At 71.5% G+C, this 19,346-nt stretch carries 14 protein-coding genes and 1 pseudogene; 6 read left to right on the forward strand and 9 right to left on the reverse strand.

All coding sequences use genetic code 11. From position 1 onward, the window contains the following. The first annotated feature begins 35 nt into the window (after positions 1–35). The gene (locus IE286_RS25295; protein WP_189799083.1) at positions 36–2,291 is read left to right on the forward strand and encodes a PTS fructose transporter subunit IIABC; all 2,256 of its coding nucleotides are present in this window, start codon (positions 36–38) and stop codon (positions 2,289–2,291) included. A 207-nt stretch (positions 2,292–2,498) separates the two neighbouring features. After that, the gene (locus tag IE286_RS25300; protein WP_189799084.1) at positions 2,499–2,756 is read left to right on the forward strand and encodes a hypothetical protein; all 258 of its coding nucleotides are present in this window, start codon (positions 2,499–2,501) and stop codon (positions 2,754–2,756) included. Positions 2,757–2,833: 77 nt separating this feature from the next. Here IE286_RS25300 and IE286_RS25305 read toward each other — a convergent pair whose 3' ends face one another. From IE286_RS25305 to IE286_RS25315, 3 genes are all read right to left on the reverse strand, one after another. Next, the gene (locus tag IE286_RS25305; RefSeq protein ID WP_189799085.1) at positions 2,834–3,577 is read right to left on the reverse strand and encodes a DUF6227 family protein; all 744 of its coding nucleotides are present in this window, start codon (positions 3,575–3,577) and stop codon (positions 2,834–2,836) included. A gap of 206 nt (positions 3,578–3,783) precedes the next feature. Then, entirely contained in the window at positions 3,784–4,992 is a 1,209-nt protein-coding gene (locus IE286_RS25310) for a L,D-transpeptidase (protein ID WP_189799086.1), read from the reverse strand. A gap of 252 nt (positions 4,993–5,244) precedes the next feature. Beyond that, positions 5,245–6,273: a P1 family peptidase gene (locus tag IE286_RS25315; protein WP_189799087.1), complete on the reverse strand. Its 1,029-nt coding sequence runs from the start codon at positions 6,271–6,273 to the stop codon at positions 5,245–5,247. A 274-nt stretch (positions 6,274–6,547) separates the two neighbouring features. On the opposite strand from IE286_RS25315, the gene IE286_RS25320 reads away from it, so the two are divergent. From IE286_RS25320 to IE286_RS25330, 3 genes are all read left to right on the forward strand, one after another. Continuing rightward, a complete protein-coding gene (locus IE286_RS25320) occupies positions 6,548–7,474 on the forward strand; it encodes a scabin-related ADP-ribosyltransferase (RefSeq protein WP_189799088.1) in 927 nt (308 codons plus the stop codon). A gap of 173 nt (positions 7,475–7,647) precedes the next feature. After that, entirely contained in the window at positions 7,648–8,862 is a 1,215-nt protein-coding gene (locus IE286_RS25325) for a helix-turn-helix transcriptional regulator (protein WP_189799089.1), read from the forward strand. Positions 8,863–9,508: 646 nt separating this feature from the next. Next, positions 9,509–9,679, forward strand: a complete 171-nt coding sequence (locus tag IE286_RS25330; protein WP_125497883.1) for a hypothetical protein — start codon at positions 9,509–9,511, stop codon at positions 9,677–9,679. A 31-nt stretch (positions 9,680–9,710) separates the two neighbouring features. On the opposite strand, the gene mscL is transcribed toward IE286_RS25330, so the two are convergent. The 6 genes and pseudogenes from mscL to IE286_RS25360 form a co-directional block, all read right to left on the reverse strand. After that, entirely contained in the window at positions 9,711–10,184 is a 474-nt protein-coding gene (gene mscL / locus IE286_RS25335) for a large conductance mechanosensitive channel protein MscL (RefSeq protein WP_189799090.1), read from the reverse strand. Between the two features lie 57 nt (positions 10,185–10,241). After that, positions 10,242–10,874 (reverse strand): RcpC/CpaB family pilus assembly protein, encoded by a 633-nt coding sequence (locus tag IE286_RS25340; protein WP_229863716.1) that lies wholly within the window; start codon positions 10,872–10,874, stop codon positions 10,242–10,244. Between the two features lie 554 nt (positions 10,875–11,428). Beyond that, entirely contained in the window at positions 11,429–12,262 is an 834-nt protein-coding gene (locus IE286_RS25345; protein ID WP_189799092.1) for an S-methyl-5'-thioadenosine phosphorylase, read from the reverse strand. 293 nt (positions 12,263–12,555) lie between these two features. Next, positions 12,556–12,810 (reverse strand): FmdB family zinc ribbon protein, encoded by a 255-nt coding sequence (locus IE286_RS25350; RefSeq protein WP_189799093.1) that lies wholly within the window; start codon positions 12,808–12,810, stop codon positions 12,556–12,558. Between the two features lie 67 nt (positions 12,811–12,877). Further along, positions 12,878–14,177: pseudogene (locus tag IE286_RS25355) on the reverse strand (MFS transporter). 321 nt (positions 14,178–14,498) lie between these two features. Further along, positions 14,499–16,007 (reverse strand): potassium/proton antiporter, encoded by a 1,509-nt coding sequence (locus IE286_RS25360; protein ID WP_189799099.1) that lies wholly within the window; start codon positions 16,005–16,007, stop codon positions 14,499–14,501. A 327-nt stretch (positions 16,008–16,334) separates the two neighbouring features. On the opposite strand from IE286_RS25360, the gene IE286_RS25365 reads away from it, so the two are divergent. Continuing rightward, a complete protein-coding gene (locus IE286_RS25365; protein WP_189799094.1) occupies positions 16,335–19,211 on the forward strand; it encodes a penicillin acylase family protein in 2,877 nt (958 codons plus the stop codon). The last annotated feature ends 135 nt before the right edge of the window (positions 19,212–19,346 follow it).

Consider the following 19,346-nt stretch of genomic DNA (forward strand, 5'->3'; position numbering starts at 1 on the left):
CCTCACCGGGTGACACGCGTGCGAAGGAGCCCGCGATGAGCGAGATGATCACCGCGGACCTGGTCGACCTCGACCTGTCCGCCGACACCAGACAAGCAGCGGCCCGCTCGCTCGCCGAACGGATGGCGGCGCTGGGCCGGGTGACGGACCTGGACGGATTCCTCGCGGACGTGGCCGCCCGTGAGGCACAGGCGCCGACCGGTCTGGACGGCGGCATCGGCATCCCGCACTGCCGCAGCACACATGTCACCGAGCCGACGCTCGCCTTCGGACGCAGCGCGGCCGGAATCGACTTCGGCGCCCCGGACGGCCCCGCCGACCTGGTGTTCCTGATCGCCGCCCCGGCCGGCGCCGACGACGCCCACCTGACGATCCTGTCCGCGCTGGCCCGGCGGCTGATGGACGCCGACTTCACCGCCGCGCTGCGCTCGGTGCGGGACCCGGCGGCCGCGGCGGCGCTCATACGCGGCGACCAGGCGCCGGAGCCCGCCACGGACGGCACGGGGGGCGCGGACGGCACGGAGGGTACGGAGGGCGCGGACGGGACGGCGGAGGCTGCCGGTCCGCCTCCGAGCACGGCCGCCGACGGCCGGCCCTCGGACGGGCCCTCGGATGCGCCCGGCGCCCGGACGGCCGACGGCTCTCAGGACACCGCCGCGGCACCGGGAGCGGCCTCTCCCGGCGCCGCGGCGGACAGCACCGGCGGTCACCCGGGGCCCGGTACCGGCTCTCGCTCCGGTGGTGAGGCCGCCGGTCCGCCCGTGTTCCGGATCGTCGCCGTCACCTCATGCCCCACCGGCATCGCGCACACCTACATGGCGGCCGAGGCACTGGAGAACGCCGGACGGGCGGCGGGTGTCGAGGTGGTGGTCGAGACCCAGGGATCGGCCGGCTTCACCCGGCTCGACCCGGCCGTGATCGCGGCCGCGGACGGGGTGATCTTCGCGCACGACGTCCCCGTGCGGGACAGGGACCGCTTCGCCGGGAAACCCACCGTCGACGTCCGTGTCGCCGCGGGCATCAACCGGCCCGGCGAACTCATCGACGAGGTACGGCGCAAGGCGGCACGCGGCGAGACCACCGCGGCCGCCGGAGACGGTGCGGGAGACGGCGGGGCTGTCGCCGGCACACCGGTGGAGCGGAGCGGGGAACGCGGCGACGGCTACGGCACCAAACTGCGCACCTGGCTCATGTCCGGCGTCAGCTACATGGTTCCCTTCGTCGCGGCGGGCGGCCTGCTGATCGCGCTCGGTTTCGCGATCGGCGGCTACCGGATCAACAAGGCGCCCTCGGTCATGGACCACTTCGTGTGGACGCAGGCCGACAGCTGGGCGGCGCTGCTGTACCAGATCGGCCAGGTCGCCTTCGCCTTCCTCGTCCCGGTCCTGGCCGGCTACATCGCCTACGGCATGGCCGACCGCCCCGGCCTCGTGCCCGGCTTCGTCGGCGGTTCGGTCGCGCTCACCGTCAACGCCGGCTTCCTCGGCGGGCTCGCCGCCGGCCTCATCTCCGGCGGCGTGGTGACGGCCGTTCAGAGGGTCCGCATACCGGCGGTGGTGCGCGGCATCATGCCGGTCGTGGTGATCCCGCTGATCTCCTCCGCGGTGACCGGCTTCCTGATGTTCGTCGTCATCGGCAAGCCCATCGCCACCGCGCAGCGGGCGATGACCGACTGGCTGAGCGGTCTCACCGGCACCAACGCCGTCCTGCTGGGCGCCCTGCTCGGCCTGATGATGTGCTTCGACCTCGGCGGGCCGGTCAACAAGGTCGCCTACACCTTCGCCACCGCGGGCATCGCCGTGTCCGACCCCTCCGGCTCCGCGATGAAGATCATGGGCGCGGTGATGGCGGCGGGCATGGTGCCGCCGCTGGCGATGGCCCTGGCCACGACCGTGCGCGGGCGGCTGTTCAACCGTGCCGAACGCGAGAACGGCAAGGCCGCCTGGGTGCTGGGCCTGTCCTTCATCACCGAGGGCGCCATTCCGTTCGCCGCGGCCGATCCGCTGCGCGTCATCCCCTCGGCGATGGCCGGCGGCGCGGTCACCGGCGCCCTGTCGATGGCCTTCGGCACCACGCTGCGCGCCCCGCACGGCGGCATCTTCGTGGTCCCGCTGATCGGCAACCCGCTGCTGTACCTGGTCGCCATCGCCGCGGGGGCCGTCACGACCACGACCCTGGTGATCGTGCTGAAGACACTGCGCAGGCCCGCACCGGACGCCACGGCCGGCGCCCCTGAGGCGACGTCCGGGCAGGAGGCCTCCGCGGACGCCGCGCAGCCGGTGACGGTGTGACACGGTGGCGGCGCACCGCGGTGACGCGGTGACGTGTACGGCGGTGACGCGGTGACGGTGTACGGCGGTGACGCGGTGACGGTGTACGGCGGCGACGGTGTGACGGACGGCACGCCGGGCTGTGCGGCGCTGTGAGTAGTTCACGTCACCTGCGACTTACGTCACGGTCCGGGGCTGTCGTCCCGGACCGTGGTGTTCACTGGAGACATGCCTGCGCATGTCTCGCTCCTGCTGTGGTTCGGTGTGGTGCTGCCCGCCGCGCTGGTCTTCTGCTGTGCCGTCGGACTGGCCGGTTACCGGTTCGGTCTCCGTTTCGAGATACGCCACAGGCATCCCGGAAGCATCGTCCGGCCCGTCCTGCCGGCTCAGCGCCGGGCCGGACCGCACCGCGAGTACGTGGACCTCACCCCGGCCGAGCGGGCCGCCTTCGCGGGCCTGGTGCGGCAGCTCAGCGAGGGGTACTGAAACGCGGGGACGGCGGCACCGGCCCGTCCCGCCGTCCCGTCACACGGCGCCGTCCTGCCGAACGGCCGCGGCACCGGTCACGGCACCTGCGCCGCCCTGCGCTCCATGGCGTTCCGGGCGGCGTCCTCCGTCTCGTACACCTCGCACATGTGCCGCCCGTCCGGGGTCGCGGTGTGCTCCACCTCCCACAGGGTCAGCTCCCGGCCGTCGTCCAGCAGGAACGCGTGCGCGTACAGCGAGAAGCGCAGCCCGGCCCGGGACGTGCGGCACGGGCGGCCGAACGCCTGCGTGATCCGGTGCCCGGCCGCCGCTGCCAGCAGGGCCGAGACCTCGGCGCCGGGCCGGTCGGCGTTCTCCGCTCGCCGCAGCAGCCGGCGTGCGTGGTCGGCCGAGTTCTCTCTGATGTAGGCGTGCCGCATCCTGGGCACCACGGACAGCTGCGTCAGCGCCGCGAGGTCCAGGGGAGGGGTGTCGGGCGGGAGCGGCAGGCGCTCGGTGGCGGTGCGCAGCTCCTCCTCGTCGACGTACACCTCGTGCTGCGGCTCCGCGCCGGGCGCGGTGGTGTGCACCAGTTCCCAGAGCGTGAGCGCGGAGCCGTCGGCCAGCAGCCAGGTGTGGCGGTAGGTCTCGCGGCGCAGCCCCGCGCTGTGCAGCGCGGAGTGCAGCGAGCCGTCGTAGGCCAGGGCGCACTCCAGACGCCGTATCGTCTCGTCGGGCAGCTCGAAGGAGTTCAGCGCGCGGCCCAGAAGCCGCGTGAGATGGTCCTCGGCGGACTCGGGCGACCGTTCCGGCTCCTGCGCCGTCTCGTACGGAACGCTCAAGGCATCTCCTGGCGTTGCTGCATGTCACCTGATGGGTGCATACCGTAGTCCTCGGCCCCGCCTCATGTCCGGGAACCGGGAAGCATGATGCGGGAAAACGGACGGGCCGCGCGGGGAATTCCCGCGCGGCCCGGAACGGCCGAAAATCCGCTGCTCAGAGGCTTGTTCGCAGTGTTCGAGGGGTGTTTCGGGACCTGCGCGGTGCCTCAGACGGCGCTGCCCGCGGTCCACTCGCTCCACGGCATGTTCCAGCCGTTGAGCCCGTTGTCCGGGGCGACCGTCTTGTCGGGGGAGTTCTTGACGATCACCACGTCGCCGATGAGGGAATTGTCGTAGAACCACTTGGCGGGGGTGTCGCCCTGGGCGCCCTGCACATCGCGCATGCCGACGCAGCCGTGGCTGGTGCCCTCGCGGCCGAAGGGCGGATTGCCCTTGCTGTACCAGTAGTTGCCGTGGATGAAGGTGCCGGAGGTGGTCAGGCGCATCGCGTGCGGCACGTCCGGGATGTCGTACTCGCCGCCGAGACCGACCGTCTGGCTGTTCATGCGGGTCTGGGTGAACTTCTCCGAGATCACCATCTGGCCGTTGTAGGTGGTGTGCTGGGGGCTGCCCGTGGAGACCGGGATGGTCCTGACGGTCTTCCCGTCCCGCACCACCGTCATGGTCTGGGTGTTCGCGTCGACCGTGGAGACCTGCGAGCGGCCCACGGTGAAGGTCACCGTCTTCTTCTGCACGCCGAAGATGCCGGGGGCGCCCTGCACGCCGTCCAGGTCGATCTTCACCGTGACCTTGGAGCCGGCCTTCCAGTACTCCTGCGGGCGGAAGTCGAGGCGCTGCGCGTTGAACCAGTGCCCCACCACCTGCTGGCCGCTGCTGGAGGTGACCGAGATGTGCGACTGCACGGCCTTCTTGTCGGTGATCGCCTTGTCGAACGTGAACGACACGGGCATGCCGACGCCGACCGTCGTGCCGTTGTCCGGCGTGTAGGTGCCGATGTAGCTGTGATTTGTGGTGACGGTGGTGAAGATGGAGTTGGCGGCGGCGGGGCGGCCCTCGTCGTCCTTCGCCTGCGCCGAGATCCGGTACTTGGTGCCGCGCTCCAGCTGCTCCTTCGGCTTCCACGTCGTGCCGTCCGCCGACAGGGTGCCGGGCACGGCCTCGCCGGAGTCCGCCTCGGTCATCGTCACCTCGGTCAGCTTGCCGCCGCTGACCTTCACGCCGGTGGTGTTGATGGACGCGCCGGTCGAACCGTCCTCGGCCGAGATGGTGATGCGGGCGTCGGAGGTCTTGGCGGTGTCCTTGCCCTCTTCGTCGGCCGTGGCGTCGCCGCCGCAACCGGTCAGGGTGAGGGTGCCGACCATCAGGGCGGCACAGGCCCCCAGGAGGCGCCGCGCTGCTATGTCGGACCGTGTCACGGGCTGCTCCAGATTCGGTGTGAGGTCGTGATCGGCTGCACTGCGTAGGTGAAGAGGCGGCCGGCCCGCGCACGGTTCCGCCGGCACTGCCAGGAAGGTCACACGTGACAGAACTGCGACAATCCTGATGTGACGGGCCGTCGGCGCCCGGGGCTCACGTCGGCGTTTCTCCTCGCGGCGGCGTTCCGGCCCGCCCGCTGCCGGAAGCAAGCCCGCAGGGCGGCAAACGCCGCCGCGCGCGGCCAGGTCGCGTCACCGGGGCCCGTACAGCTCCTCGTACGCCGGCCAGACGCCGCCCGGCCCGTCCACCGACTCGGCGGCGCGGACCGCGTTGACGATGGCTCGGGTGACCGTGTCCGCGCCCGCCGCGAGGACGTCGTTCAGCACCAGGGGCCGCTCCGCGTCCAGCGGGCGTGCGCCGGTGGCCAGGGCGAAGACGGTGTCGCCGTCGTTGAGCAGATGCACCGGACGCACGGCTCGCGCGATGCCGTCGTGCGCGGTGCCCGCCAGCTTCTGGGCCTGCGCCTTCGACAGGGCCGCGTCGGTGGCGACCACGGCGAGCGTGGTGTTCAGCGGCGGCGTCGTCCGATGTGCGGCCACCTCGGCGAGACGGCGGCGCGCGGCCTGGTGCACCCGCGGGGCGGGATACTCCACCCGGCCCTGGAGCACCTCCCCGTACAGCACACCCGTCGCCGGGTCCACCGCCGAGCCGGCCGCGTTGGCCACCACCAGCGCCGCCACGGTGACGCCGGAGGCGAGCACGGTGCTCGCGGTGCCCACCCCGCCCTTGACCGAGCCGACGACGGCTCCTGTCCCCGCACCCACGCAGCCCTGCGCGATGCGCCCGCCCGGCTCGCTCGCGGCGGCCGCCTCCACCGCCTGCCGCCCCGTCGCCGCGTCCGGCCGGGCCCGGAAGTCACCGCCGCGGCCCAGGTCGAAGACGCAGGCGGCGGGCACGACCGGGACCACCTCGCCGGGACGGGGACCGACGCGTATCCCGCGCCCCTGTTCCTCCAGCCACGCCATCACCCCCGACGCGGCGTCCAGCCCGTACGCGCTGCCCCCGGTGAGGACGACCGCCTCCACCGTGCGCACCAGATTGCGCGGATCGAGGGCGTCGGTCTCCTTGGTGCCGGGCCCGCCGCCGCGCACGTCCACCGCGGCGACCGCGCCGCCCGGCGGCGCCAGCACGACCGTCGTCCCGGTGAGCCAGCCTTCGCCCCGGCGCGTGGCGTGCCCCACCCGCAGACCGGCGACATCCGTCAGAGCGTCCACTGTCATGCGGCCGAGTCTGCCCGGGGGCGCGGCCGCGGGGAACGAAGGGGCGTGTTCTTGCCCTGGCGTGGCGCGGGGGTGCCGGGTTCGGACGCGGGGGCCCGGGGCGCGTTCGAAGCTGGGGGACGGGATGAGCAGGTTGCGGATGCGGTCGGAGGTGCGGCCGCCCGCCGCGAACTGTGCACCTTCGGCCAGGCCGGTACTGCCCTCGGGTACCTGGTCTTCCCGCGGGAGGCCGTGTACGCAGGAAGTCCGCCACCCGACAAGAAGAAGACCCCCCATGTACTCCCAAGAGAACATTCAACGGCCTGCCGTCGGCACAGGCCGGGTTCCTGCCCGCGTACCGTCCAAGGCCCAGTCCGGTGGCGGTGACCCCTCGGGCCTGCATGTCCTGCAGCGCACAGCGGGCAACGCCGCGGTCGTCCAGATGCTCCGCCGGGCCGGCCATCCGGGGGCGGAACAGCACCAGCACGGTGCGAACCGCGGCCATCAGGACACCGAGCCGCGGGCGGTGCAGCGCGCTCCCGCGGACCCCGACGCCATGGACGCGCAGGACGAGTACTCCGACGCCGAGTACGTGGACCTCGACTATGCGTCCGATGCCTACGAGGAAACCGACCTGGATCGCTTCCGGGAGAAGTACGGACGGTACCGGCGCGAGGTGTCCGAATCCCCGCAGCCCACGGCCGGCTTCGGCAAGAGCCGCTTGGGAGCACTGCCCGGTCTGGTGAAACCCATGCGCCAGGACGCGAAGGGCCGTGCACTGCCGTCGGTGAAGTACCGCACGGACAACGAACCGCTCTACCGCTACGACACTCGAGGCCCGGACGAGATCTTCGCGCAGGGGTTCGCCCCCCGGAGCGACAAGCTCCCCCGGAGCCTCCGGCTCTATCAGAAGGTGCTGCACACCGGGGAGAACGGCACGGCGTTCGTGAGTACCAGCCGTTCGCCCGGTGACTACATACCGGAGTGGGCGAAGCAGTCCAACGGCGACGCCTTCCGGTACGTGATCAACGCACCGGGCGGGATCGACCTCGTGGCGACGCTGGGGACCACCGCGTTCCTCGACCAGCATGAGGTGATCTTCTGGAAGGGAATACGCCCGGAGTACATCGACCGCGTGGAAATCGTCGACTCCAGCAAGAACGTCAAGCAAGTCCTCAAGCGGACGGACTGGCTGAATCCGGACCGCATGGATCTGGACTGATCCGTCACCGCCGGGCACGGCGCGGATACTCGGCATCTTCCCGGCCCAACGCACCCGCGGCGGTCCCGGCCCTCGCGGTGCGGTCCGTCACCGAGCAGCTTCGCGGAGGGCGGCGCGCCGACGTGTGGTCGAAGCGGGAAGGCGTGAGCGGAGCCGCTGGGTAGCGTGTCGTCATGGGGAGTGAGCACCTCGGCGAACGGCTGGCCCGGCTGCGCCGACTGGCGAGCCTGAGTCAGGAGGCTCTGGCCGCGCGATCCGGCGTGTCCGCGGACGTGATCAGGAAACTGGAGCAGAAGCGGAAGCACAGCGCCCGACTGCCGACCCTGCACGCGCTTTCCCGAGGACTGGGGGTCGAACTGACGGCCCTTCTCGGGGACCCGCCCGGCGTGCCGTCGACCGGCGAGGCGGCCCCGCCCCGATTGGTCGCCCTCCGGCGAGCGATCATGCCCCCGCTGTTCGCCCTGCCTCCGGAGCCGGCCGGCGTGGAACGGCTGTCCCTTCCGCTGCTGCGGCGCGAGATCGCGGACGCCTGGACCCTGTACCACGGAGCCGAGTTCGGCCGGGTCATGGATGTGCTGCCGGGGATCATCGCCGACGCCCGGTTCGCTGCGGCTGTCGGGAGGGCCGAGGACAAGGCAGCGGGGCAGGCGGCCCTGGGCAAGGCTTTGCAGTTGGCCGGTCATGTGGCCATCCGGCTCGGGAAGACCGACCTGGCGCTGAGCGCGCTGGAGCGCGCGATGAACGCGGCCTCGGAATCCTCCGATCCGCTGTTGCCTGCGATGATCAGCAACAGTGTGGCGTGGAACTACCAGCGGCAGAACCGGCTGGACGATGCCGAGCACCTCGCCCTGTACGCCGCCGACCGCGTGGAGCACGAGAAGGGCAGAACGGCGGAGGGGTTGAAGGTGTGGGGCGGACTCATCATGTCCGCTGCCACGTCCGCCGCTCGATCCGGCCACTACGACACCGCCGACGACATGATGAGGACAGCGGAGGACGCGACCAAGCGGCTGGCCACGCTGCCCCCTCCCGCTGACGGCAGGATGGTCTCGGTGTTCAGCCCCTCTTCCGTACGGATCGAACGGGTGCGTCTCGCTGTCCAGCATGCGCGCCCGGAAGTAGCCCTGGCCCTGGCGAAGGGCTTGCGCCTGAGCGCTGATACGCCTCCTTCGTGGCGTACGTGGCTGCTCCTGGACGTGGCACGGGCGCATACCGACCTGGGCGACGCGGAGGGGGCTGTCAGGGCACTTGAGAGGCTGCGCCGGATCGCGCCCCTATGGATCCGTCATCACACTCTCGCCGTGTCCATCGTGAGCGATCTCTGGGCGCTGTCCTGCCGTCCGCCCGGGCTGCGCGGACTCGCCGACTTTCTGGGCGTCGCGGTCTGATCGAGTCCAACTGGGACGTTCCGTCCCTGGCTTCTTCGCCGGACCGGGAGGAAGATCGATGGCCCATTCGGTCCAGCGGAGGGACAGCATGACCGCGAACCAGGCCAGGGGAACGGCGTGGGAGCCGGTGGCCGTCGAAGGCCGTACGACGAGCGAGGCTTCGGCCGGATCTCGAAAGATCGTCCGGAAGGAGCAGGCCCCGGACGCCGTGGCCTTGTGCGACCGGCAGGTCGGCGAGCGCCCCCACAGGGCCGTCGGCGCTGTTCCGTGCCGGGGGGTCGTCCAGTGACCGAGCCTGCGCGTCATCCCGGGCCCGTCGTCGTGCTCCCGCTGGACAGCTGGCTGTACGAGGCACGGCCGGCAGCCGGATGCCAGACGTGCGAGGCAGCGGCACAAGCGCTGGAAGCCGCCAAGCGTGCCGGCAAGGCGTGGGACCGGTTCGAGGCGGCGCGAACGATCCGCCGTCACCCGCACGGGGAGAGCACGTGACCGAGGCGCGGGAGCGCGCAGGCGGAAGCCTCGGAAGGGCCGCCGTCCGTCCGAGCCGGTCCCGCCGTCGCCACTGGAGTGCCTGGCAGCGATGTACGGGCTCAGGACGCATATCGCCCGGGACGGCCACGTTTGCCGGTGGCCGTACCCTGGAGGCATGAGCACCGCCTCTCCGTCGCCGGACCCGAAGAACGCGTTGATCTTCGACGACCCGCTGGACCAGCAGTCCAGCGACGACACCGACCGGGGCTGGGGCGAGCGCCCGGACGGCGACGCGGCGGCCGATCTCAAGCGCTTCCTGGACGAGAAGCCTCCCCACCACCTGTGAGGCCCGCCGGCCACGTCCGCGAGAACCTTGTCTAGCGCCGCTCGTACTCCGAGTCGCGGCGCTGGGCGACCAGCTCGTCGCGGATCTCCTTGAGCAGCTGCAGTTCGGTCACCTCGACGACCTCCTGCGCCTCGCCCTGCGCGGCCTTATTGGCCTTCTTGCGGGCCTCCTGCCGGGCCAGGACCTTGGCCATGGGCAGCACCATGAGGAAGTAGACCACCGCCGACGTGATCAGGAACTGCAGGGTGGCGCCGAGGACCGAGCCCCACATGATCTGGATGCCCTTGCCGCTCTTGCAGGAGACGCTCAGGCACGAGCTGTAGTGGTCGAGGTTCTGGGTGCCGATCGCGCCGACCACCGGATTGATCACACCCTTCACCACCGCGTTGACGATGTTGGTGAAGGCCGCACCGACCACGACCGCGACGGCCAGGTCGACGACGTTCCCCCGCATCAGGAAGGCTTTGAAGCCCTGCCAGATCGACGGGTCCTTCTTCGCGCTCATGGGGCGCCACTCCTCGGACAAGCAGGTTGTGGGACAAACAGCTCGGCAACCTACGGCTCACCACAGGACCACCGCCAATCGGGCCGTCGCGCCCGCCCGGGCCAGATCGGCCGCGCCTGCCCGCGGGACGTCCAGCAGGACCAGCGCGCCGTCCCGGCTCTCCCCGCCGTCGTCCCCCTCCTCCAGGCCGGAGGGGGACGGGGCACGGGGCGAACCGGCGTCCGTGTCCCGGCCCCGACCGGGCCCGCTTCCCGGAAAGCGGCTCACCTGCGCCCCGCGTGCGACCACGTGCGCCGTGCCGCCCCGTGCCGGGTCGTCCAGGTCGTCCACGGCGATGACGTCCACCCGGTCGCCCGGCCGCAGCAGCCTGGCAATGGCCGCGTCAGCGATGCGCACGGGCACGGTCGCCGTCGAACCGGCGGCGTCCCCGGTGCCGATGCGGTGGCCGTCCCCGCCGGGGAGGCGGACGCGGCCGCCGTAGCCGTCCTGGTCACCCTGCGCGGCGGTGCCGTCGGGCGGTGCGCCGGCCGTCTGCTCCGGCTGTCCGCGGGCCGGGGTGCCGTGCGGTGGATCCGGGGTGCTCACCGGTGCGGCCGCGATCAGCGTGGCGGCGGTGACCGCCAGCCCGGCGGCCAGGAGGCGTCCGCGGTGCCGCACGAGCCGGTACAGCCCGTACCGTGCGCCGCGCACGCGCACCGGCGGGAAGTGGGGCACCTCGCGGGTGGGCGGACAGTCGGCACCGGGAGGCGAGACGGAACCGGGAGGGACGGACGTGGAAGGGGAGGCAGAGGCAGAGGCAGAGGGGGAGACAGGGGCAGGGGCGGAGAGGGCCGGGGAGTGCGGGGGCAGGTACTCGGGCGGCGTGGACAGCGGCACGGACAGCGGCGTGGACATGGGAGGCACCACCTGCGGCTGGGATCGGTGTGGACGGGGTTCGTGACGCCACGATGAGGCATCGCGCCCACGGCCGCCGGAGCCTGTGTCCTACGCACAGGTTGTGGACAACTCCGTCACCGGAACGTGGAGTTCCGCAGGTCCGGCCGCCTGTTCCCCAGGGCCTGTCGCCCCCTGTTCCCCGGGGACTGTTCCCGAGTGCCGGCCCCCGGGTCTCCGTTCTCCGAGCCCCGTTCCCCCTGGGCTCCGTTCCCTCGGCTCCGCATTCCCCGGCGCTCCTGCCGGCCGGCGCCCTCACGCCCTCCTGCGCCTGACCCCGCCCGGCGTCGCAAGCACCGGAGACGGTGCCGTCACGGCAGCACGAGGCCCGGGTCCATGCCGCCCAGGGCCTTGGTGCACAGGCAGTCGCGGTCCTCGGTGGCGGGCAGTGCGGCCGCCACGTCGAACAGCACGCCGCGCAGCCGCTCCACATTGGCGGCGAACACCCGGAGCACCTCTTCGTGCGACACACCGTCGCCGGTCTCCGCGCCCGCGTCGAGATCGGTGACCAGGGTCAGCGAGGTGTAGCAGAGCTCCAGCTCCCGGGCGAGTGCCGCCTCCGGGTGGCCGGTCATGCCCACGACCGACCAGCCCTGCGCCCGGTGCCACAGCGACTCGGCGCGGGTCGAGAAGCGCGGCCCTTCCACCACCACGAGGGTGCCGCCGTCGACCGCGTCCCAGCCCTGCCCGCGCGCCGCCTTCAGTGCCGCCGCCCGGCCGGTCGGGCAGTAGGGGTCGGCGAGCGAGACGTGCACCACGTTCGGCACGGTGCCGTCGGACAGCGGTATGCCGTCGAAGTAGGTCTGCTCCCGCGACTTGGTGCGGTCCACGTACTGGTCGGGGATCAGCAGCGTGCCCGGCCCGTACTCCGGCTGCAGCCCGCCCACGGCGCACGGCCCGAGGACCTGGCGCACCCCGACCGAGCGCAGCGCCCACAGGTTGGCGCGGTAGTTGATGCGGTGCGGCGGAAGATGGTGGTCGCGGCCGTGCCGGGGCAGGAAGGCCACGCGCCGGCCGCCGGCCTCGCCGATGAAGAGGGAGTCGCTGGGCGCCCCGTACGGCGTGTCCACCCGGACCTCGGTCACGTCGTCCAGGAAGGAGTAGAAGCCGGATCCGCCGATGACCCCGATGTCTGCGTTCGCCATGGGAGCACAGTAGGCCCTTGTACGGGCATCGGGCCGGGCTCGTGGGCCGCCGGCGCCTTACCTGTCCATGACGAGAAGGACGGACGAGACGGATGTACGACGAGACCGGTGCCGAGACCGGTGCCGAGACCGGCGTCCGGACCGGTGCGCGACGAACCGGCAGACCCCGGCGCGGGGGCATCGCCCGCCGCCCTCGGTCGCGCACGACCCGCCCGCGCACGCCCCCATGCCGGAGGACCCCACCGTCGCACGACAGCGGGGTCCCGGGAAGGCTGACAGCTTGAGGCCGGGGATCAGGCGGCGGAGCTGGCGGCGGACGACTCCGAGCCGGAGGAGCTCTTGGACTTCGCCGGGTCGCTGCTCGACGAGGTGCTGCGGCTGTCGTTGCGGTAGAAGCCGGATCCCTTGAAGACGATGCCCACGGCGGAGAAGACCTTCTTCAGGCGGCCACTGCAGCTGGGGCACTCGGTGAGCGCGTCGTCGGTGAACTTCTGCACCGCCTCGAGGCCCTCGCCGCACTCGGTGCACTGGTACTGATAGGTGGGCACTGTCTTCCTCCTGGCACTCTCACTCGATGAGTGCTAACGATCCACCATAGTGACGTATTCCGTGGCCTCAGTCCACTGAGACAGAGGAGCGGTGACCGACGCCACGCGCAACGGTGCGGCCGGAAGGCGGCGGCACGAGCCGGGAACGCTGCGCCAGCAGAGTGATCAGGGCGAGCACCGTGCCGGCCATCGGAACGAAGAATCCGGCGCCGTCCCCGAGGTGGTCCTCCAGCTGTCCGGCCACCGTGACCGCGGCGGCTTGGCCGAACGCGACCGCGCCGGTCATCCAGGTGAACGCCTCGGTGCGGGCCTCGGCCGCGACCAGGTGCTCGACCAGCGTGTAGCCGGTGACCAGGGCCGGGGCGATGCACATGCCGAGCAGCAGGCCCAGCGCGGCCAGCAGGGGCACCGTGTGCGCCGTCCACAGCGAGGAGGCGGCCAGCGCGAGGGCGGTGTAGCCGACGAGCAGCCGGCGCTGCGGGGCCACCTTCCAGGCGAGGGCGCCGCAGACCAGCCCGGAGAGCATGTTGCCCGCGGCGAACGTGCCGTACAGCGCGCCGTTCAGGCCGGGACGGCCGATGGACTCGGTGAACGCGGACAGTGACACCTGCATGCCGCCGAAGACCGAGCCGATGCCGAGGAAGCCCACGACCAGCACCCGCACGCCGGGCACCCGCAGGGCGGAGCCGTGCGCGGCGCGGGCGGGCCCGCGTCCGGCGGTGACCGGCGGCTGGGTGCGCTTCTGCGCGGCGAACAGCAGCCCGCCGAGCAGGGTCAGCGCGGCCTCCGTGACCAGGCCCGCGGCCGGGGCGACGGAGGTGCACAGGGCGGTGGCCAGCAGCGGCCCGAGGACGAAGGTCAGCTCGTCGGTGACGGACTCGAAGGCCGCCGCCGTCGCCATCAGCGGCGAGCCGTTCAGCACGACGCCCCAGCGGGCGCGGACCATGGGACCGATCTGCGGCACCGAGGCGCCGGTCGGCACGGCCGCGGCGAACAGCGCCCACAGGGGGGGCGTGGGCCAGGGCGAGCGCGGTCAGCCCCGAGGCGGCCAGTGCGTGGACCAGGACGCCGGGGAGCAGGACGGCGCGCTGCCCGTAACGGTCGGCCAGGCGCCCGCTGAAGGGCGCGAACAGGGCCATGGAGATGCCGGTGACGGCCGCGGTGGCGCCGGCCGCGCCATAGGAACCGGTGGTGTGCTGCACGAGCAGCACGATGGAGAGCGTGAGCATCGCGAACGGCTGACGTGCCGCGAAGCCCGGCAGCAGGAACGTCCAGGCGCCGCGGGTGCGCAGCAGCTGCCCGTATCCCGGGCGGGCGGAAGCCGTCGTCTTCTTCGCAGGTCCGGAGCTGGTGACCGTGGATCCCACGGCCCGTCCCTTTCTGCCGCCTGGTAGCGCGGCCCCGCGTGCGGGCGCGCCGAGAGCTGTCCTCTTTGCGCTAACTGCGGTAGATACCGGTGCCCACTGCGGGGGGCGGCCCGGCCGCCATACGGTCGCGCCAGCTCTGCGTCAGGCAGAGTTGGTTCGATCAAGGTGCGCCTTCATCTTACCGAGGACGCGTGAGCGTACACCTGTGAACACGTTCACGGTGCCCGCTCTCCGCCTGCGTTCCCAGACCCTTGGCCTAAGGTGCCGGCCGCTCGGGGCGGGGCCCGCGATCCCGGGCCGCGCATCCCGGTGCTGTCCCTCTCAGGTCCCCTCGGCGCCGTCGGCGTCGGTGTGCAGCCAGCCCGCCAGCTTGCCGCCGCGGCCGACGGCCCGCAGCCGGCGTTCCGCCGCCTCGCGGACCGGGTCGGTGGCCACGACCAGCAGCTCGTCGCCGCGCCGCAGGACGGTGCTGGGCAGCGGGACGAACGATTTTCCGTCACGGACGACGAGGGTGACCGCGGACCCGGCGGGCAGCCGCAGCTCGTTGACCTCCACGCCGTGCATCCGCGACCCCTCCGGGATCGCCACGGACAGCAGGTGCCCGCGCAGCCGCTCCAGCGGCGCGGACTCGATGCCCAGGTCGGACGCCGGCTGCTGCTCGCCGATGCGGAGCCTGCGGGCCAGCCAGGGCAGGGTGGGGCCCTGGACGAGGGTGTAGACCACGACCAGCACGAAGACGATGTTGAAGATCCGGCCGCTGGCGTCGACGCCGTTCACCATGGGGATCGTCGCCAGGATGATGGGCACGGCGCCGCGCAGGCCGGCCCAGGACATCAGGGTCTGCTCCCGCCACGGCACCCGGAAGGGCAGCAGGCTGAACAGCACGCTCAGCGGGCGCGCGACCATGGTCAGCACCAGGCCGATGACAACGGCCGGCAGCACGTCGTCGGCCAGGTCGTGCGGGGTGACCAGCAGGCCCAGCAGGATGAACATGCCGATCTGCGCGATCCAGCCGAGTCCCTCCGCGAAGCTCCGGATGGCCGGCCAGTGCGGCAGCTTGGCGTTGCCGAGCATCATCGAGGCCAGATAGACGGCCAGGAAGCCGCTGCCGTGGGCGAGGGCGCCGGCGGCGTAGGCGGTCACCGCGATGGCCATCACGGCGATGGGGTACAGACCGGAGGCCGGCAGGGCGACCCGCTTGATGCCCCAGGAGCCGAGCAGGCCCACCGCGAGGCCGATGGCCGCGCCGATGGCCAGTTCCAGGGCTATCTCGCCGATCAGGAGATACCAGCGCTCCACCGGGCCGGCGGCGGAGAAGGCGACGACCAGGATCACCACCGGGGCGTCGTTGAACCCGGACTCCGCCTCCAGCGTGCCCGTCACCCGCGCGGGCAGGGGGACCCGGCGCAGCACCGAGAAGACGGCGGCCGCGTCCGTGGAGGACACCACCGCTCCGATGATGAGGGCCTGGCGCCAGCTCAGGCCGACGAGATAGTGGGCGCCGGCCGCGGTGACGCCGACGCTCACCGCCACCCCGAGCGTCGCCAGCACGGCGGCGGAGGGAAGGACCGGCCGGATCTGTTTCCACTTGGTGCCCAGGCCGCCCTCGGCGAGGATCACCACCAGGGCCGCGTAGCCGAAGACCTGGGTGAAGGCGGCGCTGTCGAAGCGGATGTGGCCGATGCCGTCCTGGCCCAGCAGGATGCCGATCCCCATGTACACGAGCAGGCTGGGCAGCCCGCTGCGCGAGGAGATCCGCACCGCTGCCACGGCGAGGAGCAGGGTGAGGGAGCAGGCGAACAGGAGCTGGTTGAGGTGCTGAACAGTCAGTGGCGGGTCCTTCCCCGAGGTCTCCGAGTGTGTCCGCTTATCTGGTTTCTCCGTGAATCTGATGGTTTGAGATATCTGATGGTTCGATTGTCCGGGATGTCCGTGCGCCCGGTCTCCGTTCGGGGCGGACGTCCGGGCTTCTGTGCTTCCAAATTACTTCATTACCTTACCTAACTCTTGACCCTTTCTTGACGCTCCGCACCCGCATCGCACCGTCCGTCCGCCCCTGGATCCGACTCCGCGTCAAGCGGGACGGCGTCCTGCGCCTATCGTTGCTCCAGCACTCCAGTACCGCCTGCCGCTCGCGTTAGGACAGCAAGGACAGCGATGCCCCCCAACACCACCGCCTCAACGGGTGACAAGCCCGGCAAGTCCGGCAGGAAGAAGGGGCGAAAAGCCCGACTCATCGTGCTCGTGCTGGTGCTGGCCATCATCGGAGGCATCGCCTACGGCTCCTACTGGTCGGTCAGCACCGTGCGAGCCTCCTTCCCGCAGACCGAGGGCACGATCACGATTCCGGGCCTGTCGGGGCCCGTCGACGTGAAGCGGGACGGCTACGGCGTCCCGCAGATCTACGCCGACACCCCCGAGGACCTGTTCATGGCCCAGGGCTTCGTCCAGGCCCAGGACCGGTTCTACGAGATGGACGTGCGCCGGCACATGACCGCCGGGCGTCTGTCGGAGATGTTCGGCAAGAGCCAGGTCGACAACGACGCCTTCCTGCGCACCCTGGGCTGGGACCGGGTCGCCCGGCAGGAGTACGACAAGAAGCTGTCGGACTCCACCAAGAAGTACCTCCAGGCCTACACCCGCGGAGTCAACGCCTACCTGAAGGGCAAGGACGCCGAGGACATCTCCCTGGAGTACGCGGCCCTGGGCTTCACCAGCCACTACACGCCCCAGCCGTGGACCCCGGTCGACTCGGTGGCCTGGCTGAAGGCGATGGCCTGGGACCTGCGCGGCAACATGCGCGACGAGGTCGACCGCGCCCTGATGACCAGCCGCCTGGGCCCCCAGCAGATCAAGGACCTGTACCCGGACTACCCGTACAGCCGCAACAAGCCGATCGTGACGGAGGGCCAGTACGACGCGCTGGCCCAGGCCTTCGAGGCGGGCGGAAGCGACTCGTCCTCCGGCTCCGGCACGGGCCTGTCCTCCGGGACCGGCCTCGGCGGCACTCAGGCTGGCACGACCGGCACCGGGACGGGCACGACCGGCACCGGGACGGGCACGGGCACCACGGGCTCCCCCGGCATCACCGGCGGTGTCCCGGCCGGCGGCACCGCGGGCTCCGCCGGCTCCGGCCTGCAGAGCCAGCTGCTCGGCCTGCGGGACGTCATGCAGGACCTGCCCACCGCCGTCGGGATCAACGGCAGCGGCATCGGCTCCAACTCGTGGGTCGTCGCCGGGAAGTACACCATCACCGGCAAGCCGCTGCTGGCGAACGACCCGCACCTGTCGGCCTCGCTGCCGGGCGTGTGGTACCAGATGGGCCTGCACTGCCGCACCGTCTCGGCCAAGTGCCCCTTCGACGTGACGGGCTACACCTTCGCCGGCATGCCCGGCGTGGTCATCGGCCACAACCAGGCCATCGCCTGGGGCCTGACCAACTCCGGTGTCGACGTCACCGACCTGTACCTGGAGAAGATCAGCGGCGACGGCTACCTGCGCGACGGCAAGACGCTGCCGTTCCGCACCCGCGAGGAGACCATCGAGGTCGCCGGCGGTGCGTCCAAGCGCATCGTCGTCCGGGAGACGCAGGACGGCATGCCGCTGCTGTCGGACCGGGACGACGAGCTGGTCCAGGTCGGCAAGAAGGCGACCGTGAACACCGCGGCCCCCGACCGCGGTGACGGCTACGCCGTGGCCCTGAAGTGGACCGCGCTGGAGCCGGGCACCACCATGGACGCCGTCTTCGCCATCGACCGGGCGACGGACTTCGGCGAGTTCCGTGACGCGGCCGCGCTGTTCGACGTGCCCTCGCAGAACCTGATCTACGCGGACACCAAGAACAACATCGGCTACACGTTGCCCGGCCGGATCCCCGTCCGCGCCAAGGACGACGACGGCTCCGTCCCGGCGCCGGGCTGGGACTCGCACTACGACTGGACCGGCTACATCGAGCAGGACGAGCTGCCGTACGAGTACAACCCGAAGCGCGGCTACATCGTCACCGCCAACCAGGCCGTCATCGACCAGGACACGTACCCGTACACGCTCACCACGGACTGGGGCTACGGCACCCGCAGCCAGCGGATCACCGACCTGATCCAGTCCAAGATCGACGGTGGCGGCAAGATCTCCACCGACGACATGCGCCAGATGCAGATGGACAACAGCAGCGAGATCGCCAAGCTGCTCGTGCCCATGCTGCTGAAGATCGACATCGACGACAAGGACGTCCGCCAGGCGCAGAAGCTGCTGGAGGGCTGGGACTACACCCAGGACGCCGACTCGGCGGCGGCCGCCTACTTCAACGCGGTCTGGCGCAACATCCTCAAGCTGGCCTTCGGCGACAAGCTCCCCAAGGAGCTGCGGGTCGAGGGCGAGTGCCTGTGGGTGGAGCCGGCCGACAAGACCGGCCCGGTGGACGACACCTCCAACGTCCGCGAGTGCGGTGAGCGCGACCCCGACCAGGCGCAGCCCGACGGCAGCGACCGCTGGTTCGAGGTCGTGCGCAACCTGGTCGGCAAGCCGGACAGCGACTGGTGGAAGGCCCCGGCCTCCGGCACCCGTCCCAAGGCCGACAACCGCGACCAGCTGTTCGAGCGCGCCATGATCGACGCCCGCTGGGAGCTGACCGCCAAGCTCGGCAAGGACATCGACACCTGGAGCTGGGGCCGGCTGCACCGCATGTTCCTGAAGAACCAGACCCTGGGCACCGAGGGCCCCGGCATCCTGAAGTACGTCCTCAACCGGGGTCCGTGGAAGCTCGGCGGCGGCGAGGCGGCGGTCGACGCCACCGGCTGGAACGCCGCCGGCGGCTACGACGTGGTGAACGTGCCGTCCATGCGGATGGTGGTCAACCTCGCCGACCTCGACAAGTCCAAGTGGATCAACCTCACCGGCGCCTCCGGGCACGCCTACAGCGCCCACTACACCGACCAGACCGACCTGTGGGCCAAGGGCGAGATGCTGCCGTGGTCGTACTCGTCGAAGGCGGTGGACCAGAGCACGCACGACACCCTGGTGCTCAAGCCGTGAGGCGCTGACCGGCCGCGGACGGCACCGCACGAGACGGCGAGGGCCCTCCACCTTCCGGCTTGGGTTCTAGCGGTCCTCGCAACACCCGCGATCTGTGGGAGTTGCGAGGACCGTGGTCGTTGGACGGGATGATCT

Source organism: Streptomyces thermodiastaticus, from assembly GCF_014656135.1.
Taxonomy (GTDB): domain Bacteria; phylum Actinomycetota; class Actinomycetes; order Streptomycetales; family Streptomycetaceae; genus Streptomyces; species Streptomyces thermodiastaticus.